The organism is Stappia stellulata, assembly GCF_020176715.1.
Taxonomy (GTDB): Bacteria; Pseudomonadota; Alphaproteobacteria; order Rhizobiales; family Stappiaceae; genus Stappia.
The window spans coordinates 294,394-316,996 of sequence record NZ_JAIVMF010000004.1 but is presented as its reverse complement, the minus strand read 5'-3'; the positions used below and the strand labels follow the sequence as shown (position 1 = coordinate 316,996).

25 protein-coding genes are annotated in these 22,603 nt (G+C 65.2%); 10 read left to right on the top strand and 15 right to left on the bottom strand.

Translation table 11 applies throughout. The annotated features are described in order from the left end of the window. Positions 1-232: 232 nt before the first annotated feature. Positions 233-1,165, top strand: coding sequence for a ribose-phosphate pyrophosphokinase (locus tag LC092_RS07825; RefSeq protein WP_224805891.1), 933 nt, complete (start codon positions 233-235; stop codon positions 1,163-1,165). Between the two features lie 615 nt (positions 1,166-1,780). Here the strand turns inward: LC092_RS07825 and LC092_RS07820 are convergent. Then, positions 1,781-2,209, bottom strand: coding sequence for a DUF4399 domain-containing protein (locus LC092_RS07820; RefSeq protein ID WP_224805890.1), 429 nt, complete (start codon positions 2,207-2,209; stop codon positions 1,781-1,783). Positions 2,210-2,367: 158 nt separating this feature from the next. Here LC092_RS07820 and LC092_RS07815 point away from each other — a divergent pair, with 158 nt between their 5' ends. Next, positions 2,368-2,814, top strand: coding sequence for a DUF411 domain-containing protein (locus tag LC092_RS07815; protein WP_224805889.1), 447 nt, complete (start codon positions 2,368-2,370; stop codon positions 2,812-2,814). A 40-nt stretch (positions 2,815-2,854) separates the two neighbouring features. Here the strand turns inward: LC092_RS07815 and LC092_RS07810 are convergent, their stop codons facing one another. The 7 genes from LC092_RS07810 to LC092_RS07780 all read right to left on the bottom strand — a co-directional run bounded on the left by LC092_RS07810 (position 2,855) and on the right by LC092_RS07780 (position 10,792). Beyond that, entirely contained in the window at positions 2,855-3,991 is a 1,137-nt protein-coding gene (locus tag LC092_RS07810; protein ID WP_224805888.1) for a glycosyltransferase family 61 protein, read from the bottom strand. 48 nt (positions 3,992-4,039) lie between these two features. Beyond that, on the bottom strand, positions 4,040-5,008 hold the full coding sequence (locus LC092_RS07805; protein ID WP_224805887.1) for a UDP-glucuronic acid decarboxylase family protein: 969 nt from the start codon (positions 5,006-5,008) through the stop codon (positions 4,040-4,042). A 100-nt stretch (positions 5,009-5,108) separates the two neighbouring features. Further along, a complete protein-coding gene (locus LC092_RS07800) occupies positions 5,109-5,978 on the bottom strand; it encodes an ABC transporter permease (RefSeq protein WP_224805886.1) in 870 nt (289 codons plus the stop codon). Next, positions 5,965-6,738, bottom strand: coding sequence for an ABC transporter ATP-binding protein (locus LC092_RS07795; protein ID WP_224805885.1), 774 nt, complete (start codon positions 6,736-6,738; stop codon positions 5,965-5,967). Before LC092_RS07795 ends, LC092_RS07800 begins: the two co-directional genes overlap by 14 nt. A gap of 30 nt (positions 6,739-6,768) precedes the next feature. After that, the gene (locus LC092_RS07790) at positions 6,769-7,803 is read right to left on the bottom strand and encodes an ABC transporter substrate-binding protein (protein ID WP_224805884.1); all 1,035 of its coding nucleotides are present in this window, start codon (positions 7,801-7,803) and stop codon (positions 6,769-6,771) included. A gap of 223 nt (positions 7,804-8,026) precedes the next feature. Next, positions 8,027-10,153, bottom strand: coding sequence for a methyl-accepting chemotaxis protein (locus LC092_RS07785; RefSeq protein WP_224805883.1), 2,127 nt, complete (start codon positions 10,151-10,153; stop codon positions 8,027-8,029). Positions 10,154-10,219: 66 nt separating this feature from the next. Beyond that, positions 10,220-10,792 carry a hypothetical protein gene (locus tag LC092_RS07780; RefSeq protein ID WP_224805882.1) on the bottom strand — a complete coding sequence of 191 codons (573 nt, stop codon included), beginning with the start codon at positions 10,790-10,792 and terminating at the stop codon, positions 10,220-10,222. A gap of 450 nt (positions 10,793-11,242) precedes the next feature. On the opposite strand from LC092_RS07780, the gene LC092_RS07775 reads away from it, so the two are divergent. The 7 genes from LC092_RS07775 to LC092_RS07745 all read left to right on the top strand — a co-directional run bounded on the left by LC092_RS07775 (position 11,243) and on the right by LC092_RS07745 (position 16,651). Further along, positions 11,243-11,887, top strand: coding sequence for a 50S ribosomal protein L25/general stress protein Ctc (locus LC092_RS07775; protein ID WP_224805881.1), 645 nt, complete (start codon positions 11,243-11,245; stop codon positions 11,885-11,887). 69 nt (positions 11,888-11,956) lie between these two features. Then, positions 11,957-12,685 carry an aminoacyl-tRNA hydrolase gene (pth, locus tag LC092_RS07770; RefSeq protein WP_224805880.1) on the top strand — a complete coding sequence of 243 codons (729 nt, stop codon included), beginning with the start codon at positions 11,957-11,959 and terminating at the stop codon, positions 12,683-12,685. A 6-nt stretch (positions 12,686-12,691) separates the two neighbouring features. Then, positions 12,692-13,792, top strand: coding sequence for a redox-regulated ATPase YchF (ychF, locus tag LC092_RS07765; RefSeq protein WP_224805879.1), 1,101 nt, complete (start codon positions 12,692-12,694; stop codon positions 13,790-13,792). A 230-nt stretch (positions 13,793-14,022) separates the two neighbouring features. Further along, on the top strand, positions 14,023-15,117 hold the full coding sequence (locus LC092_RS07760; protein WP_224805878.1) for a linear amide C-N hydrolase: 1,095 nt from the start codon (positions 14,023-14,025) through the stop codon (positions 15,115-15,117). 188 nt (positions 15,118-15,305) lie between these two features. Beyond that, entirely contained in the window at positions 15,306-15,671 is a 366-nt protein-coding gene (locus LC092_RS07755) for a hypothetical protein (RefSeq protein WP_224805877.1), read from the top strand. 51 nt (positions 15,672-15,722) lie between these two features. Then, the gene (locus LC092_RS07750) at positions 15,723-16,181 is read left to right on the top strand and encodes a MaoC family dehydratase (protein ID WP_224805876.1); all 459 of its coding nucleotides are present in this window, start codon (positions 15,723-15,725) and stop codon (positions 16,179-16,181) included. Continuing rightward, positions 16,178-16,651, top strand: coding sequence for a MaoC family dehydratase (locus LC092_RS07745; RefSeq protein ID WP_224805875.1), 474 nt, complete (start codon positions 16,178-16,180; stop codon positions 16,649-16,651). The genes LC092_RS07750 and LC092_RS07745 overlap by 4 nt, the downstream gene beginning before the upstream one ends. Positions 16,652-16,664: 13 nt before the next feature. Here LC092_RS07745 and LC092_RS07740 read toward each other — a convergent pair whose 3' ends face one another. From LC092_RS07740 to LC092_RS07730, 3 genes are all read right to left on the bottom strand, one after another. Next, positions 16,665-17,144: a GNAT family N-acetyltransferase gene (locus LC092_RS07740; protein WP_224805874.1), complete on the bottom strand. Its 480-nt coding sequence runs from the start codon at positions 17,142-17,144 to the stop codon at positions 16,665-16,667. Between the two features lie 75 nt (positions 17,145-17,219). Continuing rightward, positions 17,220-17,894, bottom strand: coding sequence for a 5,6-dimethylbenzimidazole synthase (gene bluB, locus LC092_RS07735; RefSeq protein ID WP_224805873.1), 675 nt, complete (start codon positions 17,892-17,894; stop codon positions 17,220-17,222). Next, positions 17,891-18,439, bottom strand: coding sequence for an adenine phosphoribosyltransferase (locus tag LC092_RS07730; protein WP_224805872.1), 549 nt, complete (start codon positions 18,437-18,439; stop codon positions 17,891-17,893). The genes bluB and LC092_RS07730 overlap by 4 nt, the downstream gene beginning before the upstream one ends. A 93-nt stretch (positions 18,440-18,532) precedes the next feature. Here LC092_RS07730 and LC092_RS07725 point away from each other — a divergent pair, with 93 nt between their 5' ends. After that, positions 18,533-18,739 carry a hypothetical protein gene (locus LC092_RS07725; RefSeq protein WP_224805871.1) on the top strand — a complete coding sequence of 69 codons (207 nt, stop codon included), beginning with the start codon at positions 18,533-18,535 and terminating at the stop codon, positions 18,737-18,739. 1 nt (position 18,740) lies between these two features. Here the strand turns inward: LC092_RS07725 and LC092_RS07720 are convergent, their stop codons facing one another. From LC092_RS07720 to petA, 4 genes are all read right to left on the bottom strand, one after another. After that, positions 18,741-19,622: an S-methyl-5'-thioadenosine phosphorylase gene (locus LC092_RS07720; protein ID WP_224805870.1), complete on the bottom strand. Its 882-nt coding sequence runs from the start codon at positions 19,620-19,622 to the stop codon at positions 18,741-18,743. A gap of 128 nt (positions 19,623-19,750) precedes the next feature. After that, positions 19,751-20,593: a cytochrome c1 gene (locus tag LC092_RS07715; RefSeq protein ID WP_224805869.1), complete on the bottom strand. Its 843-nt coding sequence runs from the start codon at positions 20,591-20,593 to the stop codon at positions 19,751-19,753. Between the two features lie 29 nt (positions 20,594-20,622). Further along, positions 20,623-21,891, bottom strand: a complete 1,269-nt coding sequence (locus LC092_RS07710; protein ID WP_224805868.1) for a cytochrome b — start codon at positions 21,889-21,891, stop codon at positions 20,623-20,625. A gap of 26 nt (positions 21,892-21,917) precedes the next feature. Then, positions 21,918-22,478 (bottom strand): ubiquinol-cytochrome c reductase iron-sulfur subunit, encoded by a 561-nt coding sequence (gene petA / locus LC092_RS07705; RefSeq protein WP_224805936.1) that lies wholly within the window; start codon positions 22,476-22,478, stop codon positions 21,918-21,920. Positions 22,479-22,603: the final 125 nt, after the last annotated feature.

The following is a 22,603-nucleotide window of genomic DNA, read 5'->3' as shown; positions in this document are numbered from 1 at the left end:
ACCCGCCACTTTCAAAAAACCTTGACCAAGGACCCCAAGCCGGTTGTTAAACGCCGGAGCGATTGCTACAACGCCGCCGCCTGTTGGAGGATCTCCGGCCTTGCCCCCAGGCATGGGCACCGCCGGCCAGCCGCCAATGGCCAACAACAAAGTCAGACACACCACGTGTGACCCTGTCGTGCCGATGCTGCGCCGAGGCGGCACCGGAGCCAACAACAAGGACTTGCGGGCCATGAAGATCGTCGCGGGCAACTCAAATCGCGCGCTTGCCGAGGAAGTCTCCAATTATCTTGGCGCACCCTTGGCGAAATGCCAGGTCCGCCGCTTCGCCGATCAGGAAATCTTCGTTGAACTCCAGGAAAACGTGCGCGGCGAGGATGTCTTCATCCTGCAGTCGACCAGCTTTCCCGCCAACGATCACCTGATGGAACTGCTGATCATCATCGACGCCCTGCGCCGCTCCTCCGCCAAGCGGATCACGGCGGTGATGCCCTACTTCGGCTACGCCCGTCAGGACCGCCGCGCCTCGGGGCGCACGCCGATCTCCGCCAAGCTTGTCGCCAATCTCGTGACCCACGCCGGCGCCCACCGCGTTCTCACCCTCGATCTTCACGCCGGACAGATCCAGGGCTTCTTCGACATCCCGACCGACAACCTCTTCGCCGCACCGGTGATGACCCGTGACATCAAGGAGCGCTACCCCAGCGACAACGTCATGGTCGTCTCGCCGGACGTCGGCGGCGTCGTGCGCGCCCGCGCGCTCGCCAAGCGCATCGATGCACCGCTCGCCATCGTCGACAAGCGCCGCGACAAGCCCGGCGAATCGGAAGTGATGAACATCATCGGCGAGCCGACGGGACGCGACTGCATCCTGGTCGACGACATCGTCGATTCCGGCGGCACGTTGTGCAACGCCGCCGAGGCCCTGCTCGACAAGGGCGCCAAGTCGGTCACCGCCTATATCACCCACGGCGTTCTGTCCGGCGGCGCGGTGGCCCGCGTCACCTCCTCCAAGCTCAAGGAACTGGTGATCACCAATTCCATCGAGCCGACCGCGGCCGTTCTGGCCGCGCCGAACATCCGCACGATCTCAATCGCACCGCTGATCGGCGAGGCGATCTCGCGCACCGCGCTGGAACAGTCGGTCTCCAGCCTCTTCAACTGAGGCCGACCGGCGCAGGACGCAGACAGACGCAACGGCGGGCCTCGGCCCGCCGTTCAGGCTGCTGACAAAGGTGGAGTTGCTCCAGGCGTCATACCGGGCAAGCGTCAGCGCGACCCGGTATCGGAGAGCTAAAGGCCTATAATTTCAAGCCAAAAGAAGCCGACAGGCAGTGCCTTCCCGATCCCGGCTCTCATTGCATTCGGCCGGGATGACGATTCTTCAGGGTTTGTCATCACTCTCGCGGGGTGCCTCGGCCCGCCGTTTTCGTTTGCATGCGTCTGGGGATACCGGACGCGCGGCGTCTGTCCGAGGCGGGGCGGCGAGTGCTCCCGGCGTCACCCCGGGCAAGCGCCAGCGCGACCCGGGGTCTATTGGCACCCTCAGCCAAGGTTGGGGCAAGAGCGGTCGGGACCGCCGTCTGCCCGTCTCAGGTCAACCCGCGCGGCTGCGTGGATTGGCCCCCGGCTCGGGGCCGGGGCGACGGCGGAGACGGGTGCGGCCTCGCTGTACCTCCGAGCTGCCGGAACCTGGCTTGCGCCTTGTCAGTTATGACCCGTGCCCTCAGGCATCCTCCCGACGGCGGGCCTCGGCCCGCCGTTTTCGATTGTTCGGCCGCTATTCCACGGTGATCGTGATCACCTCGGACATCACCGGCGGCAGGTGCGGGATGTGATTGTGGTCGCCGAGCACCAGTTGCAATGTGTGTTCTCCAGGTGCCAGTTCCACGCTCGTTTCCGTCTGCCCGCCGCCGAAATGGCGGTGCGTGTCGTCTGCGGGAATCGGATCGTCGGCATTCTCCAGCGCCTGGTCGATCAGCAGATGATGATGCCCGGTCTTCTCCTTTTCCGTTCCAGCCGGCGCCACGCCCATTCCGCTTAAGCCGAAGCGCACGACCACAGGACTTGTCACGCTTGCCCCATCGACCGGCGTGATGAAATAGACGGCGGCGCCCTCCGGCGCAGCCGTGCGGTGATCGTCGGCCTGGGCCGCAAGCGGTGCCAGCAGCAACGCCGAAGCGAAGACAATCCTTGTCGAGATTTGCATGAAACCCTCCCGTTCCTCATATCCCCGCGTGTCGCGGGTACCTCAAGTCAGATATGCGGGCCGGGTCGGGAGACAAGGGCACGCACACCCGCTTGACCTTCCAGTTGCTGGAGCATCTAGCGTTGCAATCGTGATTTCTCCAAGAAGGACGCTCCCGCATGACACGACGCATTTTCGCAACCCTTGTCGCCGTCGGCCTGCTTTCCACGCCAGGCATGGCCATCGCGGCCGAGGAAATGACCATGTGGAAATCTCCCTGGTGCGGATGCTGCGACGCCTGGGCAAACGGTATGCGCACGGCCGGCTATCGCCTGACCGTCGAGAACCGTGAGGACATGTCTCCGGTGAAGAAGCAGGTCGGTGTGCCTGCGGCGATGGAAGCCTGCCACACCGCCGTGATCGACGGCTATTTCGTGGAAGGGCACGTGCCCGTAGAGGCCGTCGCCAAGCTGATGAGCGAGCGTCCCGACATCGCCGGCATCGCCGTACCGGGCATGCCGGCCGGTTCCATGGGCATGGGCGACGATCCGAACGCGCGCTACGACGTGCTCGCCGTTGCCCGCGACGGCACCGGCTCCGTGTTCCATCAGGCCGGCGTGCGCTGACGCGCGGGCCGTCCGCCAGGCGACAGCGCGGCGGACGGCCTCAGCCGTCGAGCATTGCCCGTACCTGGGCGGCAACATGCCCGGGATCGACCGCATAGCCGGCGAAGATCGGATCCACACCGTCATCCTCGACGATGGAGGGCACCACGCCATAGGCGAGCCCTGCCTGCGCTGCCATGTCCACAAAGCAGGGGTTGGCGTGGGCCCGCGGCATGAACTCGATCAGCCCCGTTCCCGGCCGCGCCCAAACGACATTGGTCAGGCCTGCGCCATGCGGTGCGACGACAATCTGCGCGCTTGCGAACACTGCGCGCTGCTCTGCCACCGACAGGCCGGCGCAATCGACGATCTCAAAGCCGAAGGGCGCCAGGACGTCGCGCACCGCCGCCTCGTTGCGCAAGGGGCGACGCACGGCCGCGGCGCGCGTCACGTAGATCCTGCGTCCCGGTTGAGCTGCCTCCGGCGCGCGCCAGCCGCTGATCTCGCGCATCGCACGGACGATCCAGTCGTGATTGCGGGTGCCGCCCTTGATGCGCAACGGGACATGGCCCCTTTCCAGCACGAACCCGTCGGCCGACGACAGCGGAACGACCCGCTCCGGCGAAATGCCGCAGAGCGCCGCGATTTCCCTTTGCCAGCCGGTGCCGCTCCAGGGCATCAGCACATGCCGGACCGCCGACCAGTCGAGACCGCATTGCTTCAGGAACCAGAGGTCGCACATGGCGTCGACCCAGAAGTGGAAATAGTTCTCGCAGTCGGTGAAGTGAGCGCCCAGCAGCACGGTGTCGCCGTCGAGCCGGACGATCCGCATGCGGGGGTCGAGACGCCGGCGAAGAGCGGCCCGCAGGGCCGGGTCCGGATGGGTTTCGCGCAGGCTTCGCAGACCCGCGCTGGAAAGCCGGCGCGTCCGGGCGTGATGGTCGCCGTTCGCGCTCGCATACGGCAGGCAGGCAACGCGCAGGCCCGGTTCGACAAGGACCCCGGCCGGCGCAAGGCTCGCCCCTGACATGGCCTCGCGGCGCCAGACGAGCGGCGGCACGCCGAGCCGCGCCTCCTCCCGCATCTCCGGCATCGGCATACAGCCCTGGAGCCGGGTCGGCGCCGGGGAGAACCCGGGACGGCGCCGCGCGTCGAGCGACAGGGCGCGGTCGAACAGGTCGATTGATGAAACCAGCACGTCTGCGAGCCGCCTTTGTCTGCTGCCGCCTGTTCTTGCAGGCCCTGTTCAGTGGCTGTCAAGGTGCGCAAGGCGACGGAAATGGCCGACCGTTTCCCGGATTCCCGCGTCGAGCGCGACGACAGGCTCCCAGCCGAGCAGCTCGCGCGCGCGGCCGATGTCGGGCTTGCGTCGGCTCGGGTCGTCCTCGGGGCGCGGCAGATAGCGGATGGGCGAGTGCGAGGCCGTTTCCGCAAGCACGGCCTGCGCCAGCTCGCGCATGGTGCACTCCCGCGGGTTGCCGAGATTGACCGGCCCGGTGGCGCCACTGCCCGCTGACATCAGACCGACCAGCCCCTCCACCATGTCGGACACGAAGCAGAAGGACCGCGTCTGACTGCCGTCGCCATGGATCGTCACCGGTTCGCCCTGCAACGCCTGGACGATAAAATTGGAAACGACGCGACCGTCGGCGCGCCGAAGCCGCGGGCCGTAGGTGTTGAAGATCCGCGCGATCCGGATGTCTACCCCATACTGGCGATGGTAGTCGAAGAACAGGGTTTCGGCGCAGCGCTTGCCCTCGTCGTAGCAGGCGCGCGGTCCGATCGGATTGACATTGCCCCAGTAACCTTCCGGCTGCGGATGCACCAGAGGATCGCCATAGACCTCGCTGGTCGAGGCCTGGAGGATCGGCACGCCGAGGCGCCTCGCCAGGTCGAGCATATGAACAGCGCCAAGGACGGCGGTTTTCGCGGTCTGCACCGGATCGCGCTGATAGTGCAGCGGCGAGGCCGGACAGGCCAGATTGTAGATCTCGTCGACCGCGACATCGAGCGGCGCTGTGACATCGTGCAGACGGAACGAGAACCGGGGATTGTCGTTGAGATGCGCGATGTTGCGCCGACACCCGGTCACAAGGTTGTCCACGCAGATCACCTCGTGGCCCTCGGCAAGCAAACGGTCGCTCAGATGCGAGCCGATGAAACCGGCACCCCCGGTGACAAGGATGCGTTTCCGGCTCTCGTTAAGCTGTGGCATTGCAGCCTTGCTCCAAAACTGAAGATGCGAGCCGGTCCGCGTCGGCCGTTGGTGCCGCTCCGGTCCGCTCGACGGCGGGTCGTCCCCGCAAGGAAGGAAATCAGCTGCGCCAGCGCAGAAGCCACCGTTCGGCGCGCCCGATCAGCCACCCCACGATCAGCCCCATCGCGGAAAGGATCGCGACGCCGGCCAGAAGCTGATCGGTGGCGAACAGGCTTCCCGCCATCAGGATGAAGGCGCCGACGCCGTATTCCGCGCCGATCATCTCCGCCGCGACCAGCAGGATGATCGCGATCGAGGCGGAAATGCGCGCGCCCGACAGGATCGCCGGCATGGCGCCGGGAAGGATGATCTTGCGCACGATCGACCACCAGGACAGCCCGAAGGATTGTCCCATGCGCACCAGCGAGCGGTCGACATTGTCGACGCCGCCGGAGGTGGCGATCACCGTTGGAAAGAACGAGCCGAACAGGATCGTCGCGACCTTCGATCCCTCGCCGATCCCGAACCAGATGACGAAAAGCGGCAACAGCGCGATCTTCGGGATCGGAAACAACGCCGAGACCAGCGGCATCAGGCCGGCGCGGGCGAGCGAGAACAGGCCGATCATCAGCCCGACCGCAACGCCCAGCGACATGCCGAGGGTCCAGCCGACAATCAGGCGCTGCAGCGACGCGCCGAGGTGGCGCCAGAGCTGGCCCGTCTCGACCAGTTGGCGGAAGGCCTCGAAAGCCTCGCTCGGCGCCGGCAGCACGAGGTTGGAGATCACGCCGCTTTGCGACCCGGCCTCCCACAGCACAAGGATCACCGCGAACACCAGCAGCCCGACGAAGCGCACCCGCACCGGACGGAACCCGCCGCCGCGAAAGGGCACGGGCTGCAGCCGGGTGTCTGCCGCCCCCGGCGACGCTTCTCCGCCTGCGGGTTCGCCGTGCGCCGACGCCTTGGCGGATGTGTCAGACAGTGTCATCGGCAAGCTCCCGGTCGGCGGCCCGCGCCTCGTCGCGCAGCAGCTGCCACAGATCGCGCTGGATCGCGTCGAGCTTCGCATCCGCCTGCTGGCGGTCGGCGAGATCGCGGTCGATCTCGACGATCTCGCGGATCCGCCCGGGTCGGCGCGACAGCACCACGATCTTGTGGCCGAGCCGCACGGCCTCGGCCAGATTGTGGGTGACATAGCAGGCGGTGAAGCGTTCGCGCTGCCACAGGCCCACGAGATCGTCCATCAGGAGTTCGCGCGTCTGGCTGTCGAGCGCCGACAGCGGCTCGTCCATCAGCATCACCGCCGGGCGCACGCTGAGCGCGCGGGCAATCGCCACGCGCTGCTTCATGCCGCCGGAAAGCTGGCGCGGCAGCGCGGTCTTGAAATCGCTCAGGCTCGTGCGCGCCAGCACGTCGTCGATGATCCCGCGCCGCTCGGCCGCCGACAGCCCGTGGTCCTCCAGCACCAGCGAGACGTTGCCCTCGACCGTGCGCCAGGGCAGCAGCGCGAAATCCTGGAAGACATAGGTCAGCGGATTGAGCGATCCGGCCGGCGGCGCGCCGGCGAGCAGCACCTCTCCGGCGTCGGGACGTTCCAGCCCGCCGATGAAGCGCAGCAGGGTCGACTTGCCGCAGCCCGATGGCCCGATGATGCACACGATCTCGCCCTCGCCGACGGCGAGATCGATGTCGCGGAGAACCTGGGTGTCGCCATACATGTGCGACACCCCGCGCAGCAGCAAATCCATGAAACGGTCCAGACCTTTGTCGGCGTGTCGTCAGTCCGTCTCGACGAAGCTGCTGTCGACCAGCATCTCGAGCGTCACCGAGGACGGCACCAGGTTTTCCGACTTGAACCACTCCAGCTGGTCGGAAACGGAGGCAAGGTTCAGCCGCGCCCCTTCGTTGATGCGCATCGCGCCGTTGCGGATGGAGGGGGCGGCCTTGTCGAACGGACGGTCGGCATAGACATACTTGTGGATCAGGCGAACCATGTCCTCGGCTTCCTGCTCGCTCGCCGTCTTGTCGACCAGCGCCGCGTTGAAGTCGGCAGCACCCTTGGCAAAGGCTGCGAGGAAGCGCTTGACCAGATCCGGCTTGTCGGTGGTGTTCGCGGTCGAGGTGAAGACTGTGGTGACCTGATAGTCCGGGATGTAATCGGCGATCATGCCGATCGGCTCGATTTCCGGTCCGGCGGCGATGGCCTTGGCGATATGGGGAACGATGGTCCAGGCGTCGATCTGGCCGGTCTTCAGCGCGCCGATCACCGCGCCGACTTTCTGCAGCGGACGCAGGGTGATCTCGGAACGGGGAATGCCTTCCTTGTCGGCGATCTTGTGCACCATGTAGTGGAAGGACGACCCGGTCTGGGTGATGCCGAAGCTCTTGCCGGCAAGCGCGGCCGGGCTGGTCAGCCCGGCGTCATAAGCGGCCTTGGACGCCAGGATCATCTGGCCGTCGATGCCGGGCTCTTCCTGCAACGCCCCGCCGACCACCTTGATCGCGCCCTTCTCCGCCAGGTTGATCAGCCCGCCGGAAATCGCGGTGACGCCGAAATCAACGTCGCCGGAGGCAATTGCCACGGCCATCGGCTGGGCCGCCTGGAAGAAGGTGAACTCCACGTCGAGCCCTTCGTCCGCGAAATAACCGCGCTCGAAGGCGACGAAGCTTGCCGCATGCGAGGTGAAACGCAGCGCGCCGACAGTCACCTTGTCGGCGGCGGCAGCGGGCGCGACGGGCGCCAGCGCACAGGCCGTGGCAAGCGCGGTCGCGGCCAGGGTCTTCAGCATGGAACGTTTGGAGAGCTTCGTCATGGTGTCCTCCCGGAGCACGGTTCAAGCAGGGGCCAGTGACCACCGCATCCGCAGGTTATTCGAGATTGGCCGAGAAATGGCGTTTTCGGCGGACGGGAAGGTGATCCCAGCGGACCGGGAATGTCAATCCGCAAGCCCCTCTGCCCACAGATCCCCGCACGCCCGAAAAAGACAAGGCCGGCGCAGGGCCGGCCTTGTGCGTCACGGTGACGGGCACGATCGATCAGGCTGCCGACACCTCGCTCAAGAAACGGTCGACGGTCTGACGCAGCGCCCCCGCCCGTTCGCTGACGTCGCCGGAGGCGGTCAGCACCTCGGTTGCGGACTGGCTCGTCTCCTGCACCTGCTGGGTGATGTTGGTCATCGCCTCGGTGACCTCGCGGGTGCCGCGCGCGGCTTCCTGCACGCTGCCGGAGATCTCGCCGGTGGCCGCGCCCTGCTGCTCGACGGCAGCCGCAATCGAATTGGTGTATTCGCTGACGCTGCCCATCGTGGAGCTGATCTCGCCGATCGCACCGACGGCTTCCTGGGTGGCGCCCTGGATTGCCGAAATCTGGGCGCTGATCTCCTCCGTCGCCTTGGAGGTCTGGGTGGCGAGCTCCTTCACCTCCGCGGCGACGACCGCAAAGCCCTTGCCGGCATCGCCGGCGCGCGCCGCCTCGATGGTCGCGTTCAGCGCCAGGAGATTGGTCTGTTCGGCGATGTCGGTAATGAGTTTCACCACGTCGCCGATGCGCTGTGCCGCCTCGGCCAGGCCGCCGATCTTGGCGTTGGTGCTTTCCGCACTGGTGACCGCGCCGCCGACGATCTCGGTCGCATTGGACACCTGACGGCCGATCTCCTGGATCGACGCGGCCAGTTCCTCCGCCGCCGAGGCGACGGTCTGCACATTGCCGGAGGTCTGTTCGGCCGCGGCCGCAGCCGTATTGGCGCCGCCGGAGGCCTGTTCGGCCACTGCAGTGAGCGCCCGGGCGGTGCCCTGCATCTGCCCGGCGTTGGCGGTCACGGCATCGAGCATCTCGCCGACCTCGCCGCGGAAGCGCTCGATCAGTTGCGACACCCGCCGCGCGCGCTCTTCCGTCTCGCGCCGGCCGGCGTTCTGCTCCTCCGCCAGCGCCTGGCGCTCGATGGCATTGTCGCGGAAGACGACCACGGAGCGGGTCATGGCGTCGATCTCGTCGGCCTGCTTGTCCTCGGGAAGATCGACCTCGGTGTTGCCGCCGGCAAGCCCTTCCATCGCGCCCGAAAGCCGGCTGATCCGCACCGTCAGGGCCCGCGAGAAGTGGATCCCGACCGCAAGCGCGACGCCGACCGCCGCCAGCGTGATGATCAGGATCCAGTTGCGCAGCGACGCCAGCGGCGCGAAGAGCTCGTCGGTCGTCTGGCTCACCACCAGCGCATAGGACTTGCCCAGGAAGCTGAGCGGGGCGATCGCAGCCTCCACGTCCGTGCCCTTGAAGTCCGCCATCGTGACATAACGGGGTCCGGACCCGATCGCCGCGCGCACCTCGGGGCGGTCAAGATCGGCGGACAGAAGCTCGTTGACCTCGGACGTGCGCAGGCTGTCGTTTTGCAGCAGGCCGGCCTCATTCACCAGATTGATATCGCCGGTCTCGCCCAGACCCGCGTAATTCGCCAAGACCGCGCCGATGCCGGCGGTCGGCACTTCATAGACGATGACGCCGAGCGTCTTGCTCCCGAGCGTGATCGGCGATGCGATATGCCCGGCAGGCAGCCCGCCCTTCGGCGCATAGGCGCCCAGGTCTTCCAGATGCGCGGTGCCGCCCTCGCTCGCCGCGGCCGCCTCGAACACCTTGGCCAGCGTGGTGTCGCGCCAGGCCGGGTCGCGCAGGTTTGCGGCGAAATCGTCACGCTTCTTGACCGAATAAATCACGTTGCCGTCCGGGTCGACGAGCATCAGGTCGCCGAGACCGGTGTCGGCGACATGGCGGCGCATGATCGGATGGATCTTGCGGTGCTCGCGGTCGTAGGGCTTGCGCCCGGCCCGGTCCAGCTCGTCGCGCTTGTCGGGTTCATTCGGATTCTCGGTGACATAGGCCTGGATCAGCGCCTGCGCGGGCTGGTCGCCCGCCTTGCTCCAGCCGCCCGAAAGCCCTGCCAGCGCGCCGAGCACGGTCTTGCTGTCCGCAAAGGACACAAGTCCCGACTGAAGCCCGGCCAGATAGTCCTCAAGCGCGCTCTTGCGGTTTTCGGCAAGCGCCGTAAGGCGTTCCTCCGAAAGCGACTGGACGGTGGAGGCGCCTGTCGCATAGCTGGCGATCCCGACCACCGCGGAACACATCAGCGAAAGACCGACGATGATGGCCGGCAGCTTCACGGAAATTTTCAAGACACGATCTCCCGACGGAACAGGGCCAGCGGCGAGGCGGCGCACCGCCCCGCCCGCCAAGGGTTGTCAGAGCTTGTCGACGTTCACACCGAAGGTGACCGCGCCGATCACCGCGCCGCTGTCGGGATCGACAACCGACACGCTGACCTGGCTCTGCACCGTCTGGGTCGACTCGTCTTCTTCCAGCTCGCTGATGTGGACGGCGTCCGGACCGACGGAATAGGTCTGCTGCCACTTGTCCTCGTCGCCCTGCCAATAGTCGGAGGTCACATCGCTCTGGCCGACGTTCAGACCCTTGGCATCCATCACGAAGATCTCGGTGAACAGGCCGTCGCTGCCATCCTGCACATCCATCAGGTAGCCGGACACCTCGCTGTCGAGCGCGGCATCGATCATCGGCTGCTCGGCCGCATCCGCCTGCGCGCGCCATGCCGTGTCGAGTTCGTCGATCTTGGCCTGGTCGTAGGCGGCGGTGGTTTCGTTCTGGGCCTTCACCGCGCTGATGACCTCGGGAGCAGATGCGATTTCCGCGATCTTCCCCTTCGCAAGCGTGCTGAGTTCGGCTTCGAACTGGTTGGCGCTGGCAACACCGGTCATGGCCAGAAACCCGATTGCGGATGCAAGTACATATTTTTTCATATAGATCCCCTTCCGAGACATTGTTTCCCCACCCAAACTTACGTAGAGACAATGCCCAACCCCGGTTAACGGGAAGTGGATATAGTAGTATTAATATCAATGTTAGGATTTAGAGCCGCATTTTTCCTATGTTACAGGTTGCAAATTTAGAATAAATATCCGCAATAATTGCAATATCTTTGGTATATGCGACTCAAAACAAGCTACCCTTGATTGCACTCGCCGCCCCGACACGGCGTCCCGTGCCGGCGCGCGCTGCCGCCCCTCGGGCGGACGGCGGGCGAAGGGCGCGCGCAGCTTGCCCTTTTGCAGGACTTCGGCTATAGCACCGGCGCGCACCTGCACCCCTGGAGGCGGCGCATTCGGGCCAAAACCGACCGTCGCACGTCCCTTTCGACACCGGCAGGCGGTCGACAGCCCGTTTTTCAACACAACTCAAGGAGAACTGCCATGGCTGAAGGCTATGTGCTGAAGGCTTCGGCGAGGGATCGGGTCGGCAAGGGGGCCGCTCGCGCACTCCGTCGTCAGGGCCTCGTCCCCGCCGTGATCTACGGCGACAAGAAACCCGCGCTTCCCATCGCAATCCCGATGAAGGAATCGACCATCGCGCTCCACCGCGGCGGGTTCATGACCAATCTCGGCACCATCGAGGTCGACGGCAAGACGCATCGCGTCATCGCCAAGGACTACCAGCTCGATCCGGTGCGCGACGACCTCATTCACGTCGACTTCCTGCGCGTTGCGAAGGGATCGGAGCTGACGGTCGACATTCCGGTGCATTTCATCAACGAAGAGAAGTGCCCGGGCATCAAGGCCGGCGGCATGCTCAACGTGGTGCGCCACACCGTCGAAATGACGGTTCCGGCGGAAAGCATCCCGGAAGCGCTGATCATCGACCTGGCCAAGGCCAATGTCGGCGACTCGATCCACATTTCGGCGGTCGACGTTCCGGCCGGCTGCACCCCGACGATCACCGATCGCGACTTCACGATCGCCACGATCGCCGCACCGGGTGGCGGCGCATCTTCCGATGAAGAGGAAGAGGCGGAAGACGAGACCGAAGACGAAGCAAAAGACGAAGCTTCGAAAGACTGATACCGACCCGACGGTCCGGCCTTGCAAGGGGCCGGACCGTCACGCGGCGGCGGATGACGGAGAGAACCCATGCGGCTCATCGTCGGGCTCGGCAACCCCGGGGCCAAATACGCCCGCAACCGGCACAACATCGGCTTCATGGCCGTGGACGCGATCCACGAGCGCCAGTCCACCTTCGCCCCCTGGCGCTCCCGCTTCAAGGCCGAGGTAGCAGAAGGCACGCTGGACGGGGAGAAGGTTCTCCTGATGAAGCCGCAGACCTTCATGAATGAATCCGGCCGTGCCGTCGGCGAAGCCGCGCGCTTCTTCAAGCTGTCTCCTGCAGATGTCGTCGTCCTCTATGACGAGCTCGACCTCGCCCCCGGCAAGGTGCGGGTGAAGACCGGCGGCGGCAGCGGCGGCCACAACGGCATCAAGTCGATCGACGCCCATCTCGGCAAGGATTATGTCCGGGTGCGCATGGGCATCGGCCATCCCGGTCACAAGGACCGGGTGACGGCGCATGTGCTCGGCGATTTCTCCAAGGCCGAGCAGGACTGGCTGGCGCCGCTGCTGGAGGAGACCGGCCGCGAGGCTGCCCTCCTTCTCGGCGAGCGCACGTCGGAATTCTGCAATCGCATTCACCGGGCGCTTCCTGCTCCGAAAAACAAACCGACCGAACCATCCGGCCCGCAAGCGCCGGCCGCCACGCGCCCCGATGCGCAAGCGCGCTGGACGCCCCCTCCGGCCCGCAAGGACACGCAGCCACGCAGCGCGCTCGCCGAAGGGCTCGCCCGGATGTTCGGCAAGAAGGACTAGATCGAAATGGGTTTTCAGTGCGGCATCGTCGGCCTCCCGAACGTGGGCAAGTCCACGCTGTTCAACGCCTTGACCAAGACGGCGGCGGCGCAGGCGGCGAATTATCCGTTTTGCACGATCGAACCCAACACCGGCGAGGTCGCGGTGCCGGACCCGCGCCTCAATGACATCGCGCGGATCGCCAAGTCGGCCAACATCGTCCCGACCCGGCTGACCTTCGTCGACATCGCCGGGCTGGTGCGCGGCGCCTCCAAGGGCGAGGGCCTCGGCAACCAGTTCCTCGCCAACATCCGCGAGGTCGACGCCATCGCGCATGTGCTGCGCTGCTTCGAGGACGACGACATCACCCATGTCGACGGCCGCATCGATCCGATCGCCGACGCCCAGACCGTCGAGACCGAGCTGATGGTCTCCGACCTGGAAAGCCTGGAACGCCGTCTCGCGCCGCTGAAGAAGAAGGCGACCGGCGGCGACAAGGAGGCCAAGGCGGTCATTCCGATCATGGAAGGCGCGCTGGCTCTGCTGCAGGAGGGCAAGCCGGCCCGGCTTCTCGACGTCTCCACCCCGGAGGAGAAGAAGATCCTCGACGGGCTGAACCTCCTGACGACCAAGCCGATCCTCTACGTCTGCAACGTCGAGGAAGGCTCAGCGGGCACCGGCAATTCCCAGTCGGAGCGCGTCAAGGCGATGGCGGACGCGGAAGGCGCTGCTTGCGTGGTGATCTCGGCCGCGATCGAGGCGGAGATCGCCCAGCTCGACGAGAGCGAACAGGCCGACTACCTAGAGACCATGGGCCTGACCGAGCCCGGCCTCGACCGGCTGATCCGCGCCGGCTACGACCTGCTGGAGCTGATCACCTATTTCACCGCCGGCCCCAAGGAAACCCGCGCCTGGACGATCCGCAAGGGCACCAAGGCGCCCCAGGCCGCCGGCGTGATCCACACCGACTTCGAACGCGGCTTCATCCGCGCGCAGACCATCGCCTTCGACGACTATGTCGCGCTCGGCGGCGAAAGCGGCGCCAAGGAAGCGGGCAAGGCCCGCGACGAGGGCAAGGAATATGTGGTGAAGGACGGCGACGTCCTGCTCTTCAAATTCAACACCTGAAGGCGGCGTCTTCCGCTTTCATTGCATGGTTTCACGACCCGGCCGGCGGTATCCACGCCGGCCGGATGCGTTTTCACCGGCAGGAATTCGCGCGACAAACAGCAGAAACCGCAACGTCAGTTTTCGATTAAGCTTTTATTTTCATTGCTTGTTTTCCGGCTGTTAAAGGCTGGGCGCTAAAGCGGGTCACATCGTTTTTCAATCAATGACGCACGACAGGAACCGCTCGCATGTCCAAGTCCAAGATCCTGCCCGCTCTCGCCGCCGCCCTGATGTTCGGGGTCAGCGTCCTGCCGCAGACCGCCCTCGCCTGCACCCGCACCGTCTATGTCGGCGACGACAACACGGTGATCACCGGTCGCAACATGGACTGGATGGAGGACATGCAGACCGACCTGTGGGTGTTCCCGCGCGGCATGACGCGGTCCGGCAACGCCGGCCCCGGCTCGCCGGAATGGACCGCCAAATACGGCAGCGTGATCGCGTCGGGCTACAACACGGCGAGCGCAGACGGCATGAACGAGAAGGGCCTTGTCGCCAATCTGCTCTATCTGGCGGAATCCGACTATGGCAACGATACCAGCCGCACGCCGCTGGTGATCGGTCTCTGGGCGCAATATGTGCTCGACAATTTCGCCACGGTCGCCGAAACGGTCGAAGGCCTGAAGGCGGCCAATTTCCGGATCGTCGCGCCGAAGCTTCCCAACGGCTCGGCCGCAACCCTGCATCTGTCGATTTCCGACCCAAGCGGCGACAGCGCGATCTTCGAGTATGTGAAGGGTGAACTCGTCATCCATCACAGCAAGGACTACAAGGTGATGACCAATTCGCCGGTGTACGAACAGCAGCTGGCGCTCACCTCCTATTGGAACAAGATCGGCGGCAACGCCTTCCTGCCCGGAACCGTCAGCGCGGCCGACCGGTTCGTGCGCGCCTCCTTCCTGCTGGATGCGGCCAACAAGAAGACCGACGAGAGCTTCATCGACGCAGTGCCGGGCAAGACCTTTGCCAACCAGGCCGTCGCCCAGTCGATTTCCATCATGCGCGGCGTGAGCGTGCCGCTTGGCATCTCGACGCCCGGCGAGCCGAACATCGCCTCGACCCTGTGGCGCACCGCTGCCGACCAGACCAATCTGGTCTACTTCTTCGACAGCGCCACGACGCCGAACACATTTTGGGTCGACTTCGCCGAACTGGACTTCTCGGAAGGCGCAGAGCCGAAGAAGCTGCCCATCGCCGGTGGTCACTATTATTCCGGCAATGCGGCCGAACACTTCGAGGCGGCGACGCCCTTCGCGTTCATGTCGGCCGAAGGTCAAAACTAAGCGGACCCCCTGTCTCCCGAACATGCGGCGGGAGCAAGAACCGGGACGGGCGGGGGAGGATTTCCCCCGCTCTTTTCAATCCGGCAATGAGGCCGCACAAAATGTTTGCTTCTGGATTGGCGCAGCCCCCGCTAGACTGACGCGCCGTGCCATTTCGGTCGGCGTTTCGCCCCCGGGGGACCTTGCACATGCGTCTGCATCATCTGGCTCTTGTCGCGGCCGTCGCCGCTCCGCTTCTCGTTGGTTCCGCCCTGGCTCAGGGTACGGGATCCGAAGGGTATTTCGAGATCCACAACAACACCGAGATCAACACGGTCGTCGGTTTCTACACCAACGACGGGTCGGGCTGGAGCCAGAACTGGCTCGGCGACATCATCGAGCCGGAAGGCAGCGCCCGCGCCGAGTTTACCGCGGACACCGGCAATTGCGACCAGACGCTTCGGGTCGGCTGGCTCGGCGAGGACGGCTCCGAGGTACTCGACGAGCCGATCTCGATCGACATTTGCGCGGCGAGCAACATCTATCTCGACGACAACGAAATCTATTTCGACTGACGAGGCCGGATCCACTCGACACCATGCCGGGGCTGCGTATAGTCCAACGTCATGAGTGAGTTCCGCTATTTCGAGGACTTCCATCCGGGCGAGACGCTGTCGCTCGGATCGAAGACCGTCAGCCGCGACGAGATCGTCGCCTTCGCCGCCGAGTTCGATCCGCAGCCCTTCCATCTCGACGAGGAGGCGGGCGCGGCGTCCCTGCTCGACGGCCTGGCCGCCTCCGGCTGGCACACCGCATCGATGCTGATGCGCCTGCTGTGCGACAACCTCCTGCTTGCCTCCTCCTGCAAGGGCTCGCCCGGCGTTGAGGACCTGCGCTGGATGCGGCCCGTCCATCCGGGCGACCGGCTGACGGCAAGCGCGGACGTGGTGTCGGCGCGCGCCCTGACGTCGCGCCCCGACCTCGGCATCGTGCAGTTCGTCTTCACGCTGACCAACCAGGACAACATCCCGGTGATGAGCGAGAAGAGCGCGATCCTGTTCGAACGGCGGGAGGCTGGCCAATGAGCTGGTTCGAGGACCTGAAGATCGGCGAGACCCGCGATCTGGGCACCTACACCTTTACGGAAGAAAACATCACGCGCTTCGCCAGGAGCTTTGACCCGCAGCCGTTTCACCTGTCCGACGCGGCGGCGCGCGAGACCCATTTCGGCGCGCTCTGCGCCTCCGGCTGGCATACAGCCGCCGTGTGGATGAAGCTGCTGGTGGCAAGCGTCAAGGCCGAGGCGGAGCGCACCGGAGAGCCGCCGCGCTTCGGCCCCTCGCCGGGTTTTTCCGACCTGAAGTGGATCCGGCCGGTCTTTGCCGGCGACACCATTCGCTACACGTCGCGGCTGGTCGACAGGACACCGCTGAAGACCCGCCCGACCTGGGGGCTCGCCGTTCACGAGAACGAGGGCATCAACCAGGACGGCGTGACGGTGTTTTCCTTCACCGGCAAGGTGCTCGTCGCCCGCCGCCCCGAGGCCGAAGGCTGAGGCACCTGCTGCCTCAGATCTTGCGGGCGAAGACGACCTCGTCGTGGATCGGGATGCCGTATTCGCCGGTCATCGGGATTTCCGGCTTGAGCTTGCGCTCCTCGTCGATGGCGCCGGGCACCAGTTTTTCCAGCCGGAAGCCGCGACGCTGGTAGAAGCGGAAAGCGTCCAGATTGTCGTTGGAGGTGCGCACCAAGAGCCGCCGTATACCGCTCTCCACGGCCGAGCCGACGACCGCATTGAGCAGCAGCGTGCCGACGCCGCTCCAGCGGCTCAGCGAATCCAGCGTGAGGATTTCCCACTCCGCGTCGCGCTTGATCAGCGTGACCAGACCGGCGATCTCCCCGTCGTCCTCGGCCAGAAAGCCCGGAAGGCCCGAGGCGTCGATCATCTCGCCCTCGATCAGGATTTCAGGGCTGGTCCAGCGACGCGTCAGCAGGTCGACGACCGCCGCGCGATCGTCGTCCGTGGTGGCTCGGATGCTCACCGCCATTTCACTTCCCCTGTCGGTTTCGGCAATCCGCCGTCCGTGCGGACGGCAAACGCACATTCATCTGTGCAGCAATCGTCATCGGTGCAACCATCGCACGTCGAGGCCGGATCCGCGCTGCCAGCCTGCCCGCTCCAACTCCGGATCGAGATGCTCCTCCGCCGGATAGCCCAGGCACAGATAGGCAATCAAGCGCCATGAAGCCGGCACGTCCAGTGCGGATGTGACCCGCTCCGGCTCCAGGATCGAGACCCAGCCAAGCCCCACGCCCTGCGCCCGCGCGGCAAGCCAGAGCGTGTTGACCGCGCAAACGCAGGAATAGGCCAGCATTTCCGGCATGCTGCGCCGGCCAAGGCCGGCCCCCTGCCCGGTCTCCTCGTCGCAGAAAACGGCCAGCTGGACCGGCGCGTCCGTCAGGCCTTCCAGCTTGAGTGTCGCATAAAGCCGCGCCGATTCACCCGAATAGGAGGCAAGCGCCTCCTGATTCGCCCGGCGAAAACTTACCCGCACGGCTTCCCGGCGCGCGGCATCCTCCACCGTCACGAAACGCCACGGCTGGCTGTTGCCGACCGATGGCGCCAGATGCGCGGCCTGCAGGAGCCGCTCGAGCAGCCCGTCGGGAAGCGGATCGGTGCGAAACCGCCGCACGTCCCGCCGCCACGCGAGCAACTCCTCGAAGCGCGCCGCGAAGGCCGCGTCGAAGACCCCGCCAGAGCCTTGTGCGGGCGGGACGGGATGCGATCCCTCTGTCAATGCCCGGGAAACGCCACCAGCGTGCGCACCGGCACACCGAGCGCCTCGATCTTCTGCCGTCCGCCGAGATCGGGCAGGTCGACGATGAAACAGGCGGCGATGACCTCCGCGCCGATCTGCTGCAGGAGCCGCGTGGCGGCTTCCGCCGTCCCGCCGGTGGCAATCAGGTCGTCAACGAGAATGACCTTCTCGCCCGGTTCGATGGCGTCCTTGTGCATCTCCATCTCGTCCAGACCGTATTCCAGCGAATAGGCAATCCGCACGGTGTCATAGGGCAGCTTGCCCTTCTTGCGGATCGGCACGAAGCCGGCGGAAAGCTGATGCGCCACCGCGCCGCCGAGGATGAAGCCGCGCGCCTCGATGCCGGCGACCTTGTCGACCTTGGACCCGGCCCAGGGCTGCACCAGCGCATCCACCGCCCGGCGGAAGGCGCGCGCATTGCCCAGGAGCGTCGTGATGTCGCGGAAAATGATCCCTTCCTTCGGATAGTCGGGAATCGTGCGGATCGCCGCCAGAAGTTCGTCCGATACAGTGCTGTCTGCCATCACCCAGCCTCGCTGTTGTCTGCCGCGCGCCATCGGCGCATCATCGGCGGCGTTGATTGACCTGCAATTTCAAGAAAGATCGGGAGCCCTACCATGAGCGAAAAACAATCCGTGACAATCACCGATATCGACATCCCGTTTGTCCGTCTGATGATGATCATCATCAAGGTTTCCCTGGCCGCAATTCCCGCGGCGATCGCGGTGTCCCTCGTGCTCGGCCTGATCATGACCCTCTTTGCCGGGGTCTTCGGGGGCCTCGGCATGATGGGACCATGGATGCACGGCGGCCGCGCGCTTTAACTCAGCCTGCCGACTGCAACATCCGCCCGGCGACGGCGTCGAGCTTCGCGACAAGATCGGGGTCGCGCACCTCCGGCGCCGTCATCATCGCGTATTCCAGCGCGGTGTCGGAGCCGACCGGGCAGGCTTCATGGGTGCGCGGCAGGTCGCGCGCCAGCCGCGCAATCAGCCGACGGGCATTGTCCGCGTTCTCATGCAGCACGCGGATGATCGCCTGAATGTCGACGGAGCCGTGGTCGGGATGCCAGCTGTCATAGTCGGTGACCATGGCGACCGTCGCGTAGCAGATCTCCGCCTCGCGCGCGAGCTTGGCCTCGGGCATGTTGGTCATGCCGATCACATCGCACTTCCAAGACCGGTAGAGCTCGCTTTCCGCAAGCGAGGAGAACTGCGGCCCCTCCATTGCCAGATAGGTACCGCCCTTGTGATAGGTCAGCCCTTCCGCGGCCGCCGCCGCAGCAATATGGCCGACGAGCAGGGGTGCGACCGGCTCGGCCATGGAGACATGGGCGACGCAGCCCTTGCCGAAGAAGCTCTTCTCGCGCGCAAACGTCCGGTCGATGAACTGGTCGACCAGCACGAAGGTTCCCGGCGCCATCGCCTCGTTCAGCGATCCGCAGGCAGACACCGAGACCAGCGAGGTCACGCCGCAGCGCTTCATCGCGTCGATGTTCGCCCGGTAATTGATATCGGACGGGGCGTAGCGGTGACCGCGCCCGTGGCGAGGCAGGAACACCACCTTGAGGCCGTCGACGCGGCCGATCCGAAGCGCGTCGGAGGGCGCGCCCCAGGGGCTGTCCACCGTGACCCATTCCGCATCGGTCAGCTCCGGCAGATCATAGAGGCCGGACCCGCCAATCACACCCAGAACGGCTTCGCTCATTCACTCGACTCCAATTAGATTGCAAAATCACAATACGCAACCTAAGCGAGTTTCGCCGCGGTTGCGAACATGAAAAAGGCCGCCGGATGATCCGGCGGCCCTGATCCTGCGAGATGCAGACGGTCCGATCAATGATCGACGTTGCGCCAGATCGCATTCTTGGTGAAATACAACAGCGAGGCAAAGACGATCAGGAAGATCATCACCCGGAAGCCGAGGTTCTTGCGCTCCTCGAGCTTCGGTTCCGCCACCCACATCATGAAGGCGGACACGTCCTTGGCATATTGCTCGACCGTGGTCGGCGTGCCGTCGGTATATTCGACGCTGTCGGCATAAAGCGGCGGCGCCATCGCAAGCGCATTGCCGGCAATATACTTCGGATTGTAGTAGGTGCCCGCGAGCAGCTCGACATCCTCTGGCGGCTCCTCGTAGCCTGTCAGCAGGTTGTAGATGTAGTCCGGTCCCTGCTCCTGATATTGCGTGAAGATATCGAAGACAAAGCCGGGGAACCCGCTGGCCACGGCGCGCGCCTTGGCGAGCGTCGAGAAGTCCGGCGGGTAGGCGCCACCATTGGCCGCGCGCGCGGCCGTCTCGTTCGGAAACGGCGACGGCCAGCGATCGGACAGCACGGCCGGCCCTTCGACCGGATCGCCATATTCGTCCACGCCCTTAGGCACAATGTACTCGGCCGCGATCACCTTCGCCTGATCCTCGGTGAAGCCGGGACCGCCCGGCTGCGCGAGGTTGCGGAAGGAAAGGAACTTTGCCCCATGACAGGAGGCGCAAACTTCCTTGTACACCTTGAAGCCGCGCTGAAGCTGCGCCCGGTCGTAGGTGCCGAAGGGTCCGGAGAACGACCATTGCTGGCGTTCGATATGCGGGCCTTCGCCGGCGGCCATGGCCGGCGCGGCGACGGCGATCGCCGCCAGGGCCAGCATGGCGCCGCGCACGGATTTGATCATCGTGTTCATTCAGGAGAACTCCCAATCTCGTCCGTGGTTCACTTCGTTTCCGGAGCGGCGACCGCACCGGCTGGCTGACCGCTTCCAGATCCGCCCAGCACCGATTCCGAAATCGAATTCGGCGTCGCATTCGGCTTCTCGAGGAACCCGAGCAGCGGCAGAATGATCAGGAAGTGGGCGAAATAATAGGCCGTCAGGATACGGGCCAGGACAACGTAGATGCCCTCGGCCGGCATGGCGCCCAGATATCCCAGACCGACGCAGACAGCGGCGAAGATCCAGAAGAACTGCTTGAACAGCGGGCGGTAGGCCCCGGAGCGCACCTTGGAGGTGTCGAGCCACGGCAGCACGAACAGCACCGCGATCGAGCCGAACATCAGGATGACGCCGCCAAGCTTGTCCGGAACGGCGCGCAGGATCGCGTAGAACGGCAGGAAGTACCATTCCGGAACGATATGCGCCGGCGTGACCAGCGGGTCGGCCTCGATGTAGTTGTCGGCGTGCCCAAGGTAGTTCGGGATGTAGAACACGAAATAGGCGAAGAAGATCATGAACACGACAATCGCGAACGCATCCTTCATCGTGTAATACGGGTGGAACGGCAGCGTGTCCTGCTTCGTCTTCGGCTGAATGCCCGTCGGGTTGTTGTTGCCCGTGGTGTGGAACGCCCACACGTGCAGCAGAACCACGCCGAAGATCATGAACGGCAGCAGGTAGTGCAGCGAGAAGAAGCGGTTCAGCGTCGGATTGTCGACGGCGAAGCCACCCCACAGCCACTGCACGATCGGCTCGCCGACCAGCGGCAGCGCCGAGAACAGGTTGGTGATCACGGTGGCGCCCCAGAAGGACATCTGGCCCCAGGGAAGCACGTAGCCCATGAAGGCGGTGGCCATCATGATCAGGAAGATGATGACCCCGAGGATCCACGAAATCTCGCGCGGCGCCTTGTAGGAGCCGTAGTACATGCCGCGGAACATGTGGATGAAGACGGCGATGAAGAACATCGACGCGCCGTTGGCGTGCAGGTAGCGCAGCAGCCAGCCGAAGTTCACATCGCGCATGATGTGCTCGACGGAGGCGAAGGCCGCGTCGGTGCTGGCGGTGTAGTGCATCACCAGCACGATGCCGGTGAGGATCTGCGCAATCAGCACGAAGAACAGGATGCCGCCGAAGGTCCACCAGTAGTTCAGGTTCTTCGGGGTCGGAAAGTCGACGAAAGAGCCGCGAACGAGCGAAATAACCGGCAAGCGGCTCTCAAGCCACTTAGCCGCCGCGCTCTGCGGCACGTAGTTGGAATGTCCAGCCATGGCTGCCTCCTCGAAACTGCCGCTAATCAACCGATCCGGATCACATCGTCCGAGATGAACTCGAACGGCGGGATCAGGAGATTTTCAGGCGCGGGACCCCGGCGAATACGCCCGGCCGTGTCGTAGTGCGAGCCGTGGCAGGGGCAGAACCACCCGCCGAACTCACCTGCCTGGCCGAGCGGAATGCAGCCGAGGTGGGTGCAGACGCCAACCATGACGATCAGCGCCTCATTGCCTTCAACGCCGCGGTTCTCGTCGGTCGCGACGGCGTCGGCGCCGAGGTTCGCGTTGCGTGCCATCGGGTCGGGAAGGTCGTCGACCGGCACCGCGTTCGCTTCAACCACTTCCTTTTCGGTGCGGTTGCGGATGAACACGGGCTTGCCGCGCCACATCACGCTGATGGACTGCCCTTCCTCGACGGCCGACACATCGACCTCGATGGAGGCCAGCGCGAGCGCCGACGCATCCGGGTTCATCTGGTGAATGAAAGGCCAAGCCAGCGCGCCCGCGCCGACCGCACCCATCGCGCCGGTCGCGATATAGAGGAAATCGCGGCGGGTGGGTTCGACCGTATCCTGCTGTGCCAAGGTCGCGTCCTCTTTGATCTTCGGGCCCGGCGACAACGACGTTCGACAGCCAAACCCCTGCGGGTAAGAACCCCGGAGGTCGGCGGGACGTGCTGTCAGGGCGGCAGGTGCGGCTGTCGCACCTT

Excerpts from the sequence above, each read along its gene's own strand:
- LC092_RS07800 (WP_224805886.1), bottom strand. The coding sequence starts at position 5,978 with ATGACACTGTCTGACACATCCGCCAAGGCGTCGGCGCACGGCGAACCC.
- LC092_RS07805 (WP_224805887.1), bottom strand. The coding sequence starts at position 5,008 with ATGCCACAGCTTAACGAGAGCCGGAAACGCATCCTTGTCACCGGGGGT.
- LC092_RS07715 (WP_224805869.1), bottom strand. The coding sequence starts at position 20,593 with ATGAACACGATGATCAAATCCGTGCGCGGCGCCATGCTGGCCCTGGCG.
- LC092_RS07815 (WP_224805889.1), top strand. The coding sequence starts at position 2,368 with ATGACACGACGCATTTTCGCAACCCTTGTCGCCGTCGGCCTGCTTTCC.
- LC092_RS07760 (WP_224805878.1), top strand. The coding sequence starts at position 14,023 with ATGTCCAAGTCCAAGATCCTGCCCGCTCTCGCCGCCGCCCTGATGTTC.
- LC092_RS07755 (WP_224805877.1), top strand. The coding sequence starts at position 15,306 with ATGCGTCTGCATCATCTGGCTCTTGTCGCGGCCGTCGCCGCTCCGCTT.
- LC092_RS07740 (WP_224805874.1), bottom strand. The coding sequence starts at position 17,144 with ATGGCGGTGAGCATCCGAGCCACCACGGACGACGATCGCGCGGCGGTC.
- LC092_RS07710 (WP_224805868.1), bottom strand. The coding sequence starts at position 21,891 with ATGGCTGGACATTCCAACTACGTGCCGCAGAGCGCGGCGGCTAAGTGG.
- LC092_RS07820 (WP_224805890.1), bottom strand. The coding sequence starts at position 2,209 with ATGCAAATCTCGACAAGGATTGTCTTCGCTTCGGCGTTGCTGCTGGCA.
- LC092_RS07730 (WP_224805872.1), bottom strand. The coding sequence starts at position 18,439 with ATGGCAGACAGCACTGTATCGGACGAACTTCTGGCGGCGATCCGCACG.
- LC092_RS07780 (WP_224805882.1), bottom strand. The coding sequence starts at position 10,792 with ATGAAAAAATATGTACTTGCATCCGCAATCGGGTTTCTGGCCATGACC.
- LC092_RS07775 (WP_224805881.1), top strand. The coding sequence starts at position 11,243 with ATGGCTGAAGGCTATGTGCTGAAGGCTTCGGCGAGGGATCGGGTCGGC.
- LC092_RS07750 (WP_224805876.1), top strand. The coding sequence starts at position 15,723 with ATGAGTGAGTTCCGCTATTTCGAGGACTTCCATCCGGGCGAGACGCTG.
- LC092_RS07825 (WP_224805891.1), top strand. The coding sequence starts at position 233 with ATGAAGATCGTCGCGGGCAACTCAAATCGCGCGCTTGCCGAGGAAGTC.
- LC092_RS07790 (WP_224805884.1), bottom strand. The coding sequence starts at position 7,803 with ATGACGAAGCTCTCCAAACGTTCCATGCTGAAGACCCTGGCCGCGACC.
- ychF (WP_224805879.1), top strand. The coding sequence starts at position 12,692 with ATGGGTTTTCAGTGCGGCATCGTCGGCCTCCCGAACGTGGGCAAGTCC.
- pth (WP_224805880.1), top strand. The coding sequence starts at position 11,957 with ATGCGGCTCATCGTCGGGCTCGGCAACCCCGGGGCCAAATACGCCCGC.
- LC092_RS07795 (WP_224805885.1), bottom strand. The coding sequence starts at position 6,738 with ATGGATTTGCTGCTGCGCGGGGTGTCGCACATGTATGGCGACACCCAG.
- LC092_RS07745 (WP_224805875.1), top strand. The coding sequence starts at position 16,178 with ATGAGCTGGTTCGAGGACCTGAAGATCGGCGAGACCCGCGATCTGGGC.
- LC092_RS07725 (WP_224805871.1), top strand. The coding sequence starts at position 18,533 with ATGAGCGAAAAACAATCCGTGACAATCACCGATATCGACATCCCGTTT.
- LC092_RS07720 (WP_224805870.1), bottom strand. The coding sequence starts at position 19,622 with ATGAGCGAAGCCGTTCTGGGTGTGATTGGCGGGTCCGGCCTCTATGAT.